Source organism: Kosakonia sp. S42, from assembly GCF_016624785.1.
In the GTDB taxonomy this organism is placed as follows: domain Bacteria; phylum Pseudomonadota; class Gammaproteobacteria; order Enterobacterales; family Enterobacteriaceae; genus Kosakonia; species Kosakonia cowanii.
The window spans coordinates 1-969 of record NZ_JACVTW010000080.1 but is presented as its reverse complement, the minus strand read 5'-3'; the positions used below and the strand labels follow the sequence as shown (position 1 = coordinate 969).

1 pseudogene is annotated in these 969 nt (G+C 56.2%); it reads right to left on the bottom strand.

The window, feature by feature from the left end:
• Positions 1-12: 12 nt before the first annotated feature.
• A pseudogene (locus IAE50_RS25630) lies at positions 13-969 on the bottom strand (IS3 family transposase); the annotation flags it as partial.

The window sequence follows — 969 nt, the reverse complement described above, 5'->3', positions numbered from 1 at the left end:
TTGGATTGGCCCCTATATTTCCAGACACCTTTTATCACTTAACCCATTACTGGTCCGATGCCGCAGGTATTCACGCGGCGAGCGGTATCCCAGCGCACTGTGCGGATGCCATTCGTTATAGTGTTCGAACGCTTCCGCAAGGTTCTTCACTGCCGTCAACCCGTCAGGCTTCGGCATGATACTGATATAGTCGCGCTTCATCGTTTTCACGAGGCTCTCTGCCATTCCATTGCTTTCAGGGCTACGCACGGCCGTGTTTCCCGGTTCAAGTCCTACCATTCGGGCGAACTTCCGTGTGTCATGCGCCCGGTAGCACGAACCGTTATCCGTCAGCCACTCCACCGGCGAACCCGGAAGACCACTGCCGAACCGACGCTCCACCGCACCCAGCATGACGTCCTGTACCGTTTCACTGTCGAACCCACCGGTGCTGGCCGCCCAGTGAAGCGCTTCGCGATCACAACAGTCCAGTGCGAACGTCACACGCAGTTTTTCACCGTTATCACAGCGGAACCCGAACCCGTCAGAACACCATCGCTGATTACTTTCCCCAACGGCCACTTTCCCTGTATGCGCCCGTTTTGAAGGGGGTAAGGACGGCTTTCGTTCGAGCAGCAATGCGTGCTGGCGCATGATGCGGTAAACACGTTTGGCATTCACGGCTGCAAGGTCTTCGGCTTCTGACTGACGACGCAGCAGAGCCCATACCCGCCGATAGCCGTACGTGGGTAGCTCACCGATGACGGCATGTATCCGCAACAGAACATCAGTATCATCCGGCTGACGTTTTCGTCGGCGATCCTGCCAGCCGTCCGGGCGTTTTAACCGGGTATGAAGCTGCGCACGTGAGACCCGAAGGCAGCGGCTGACGAAGCTTATTCGCCATCCTCTGGCAACAAGGGTACATGCGCTATCCACTTTTTTTGGCGGCCAATATCGACAGCTTCTTTTAGTAGCTCAACTTCCATT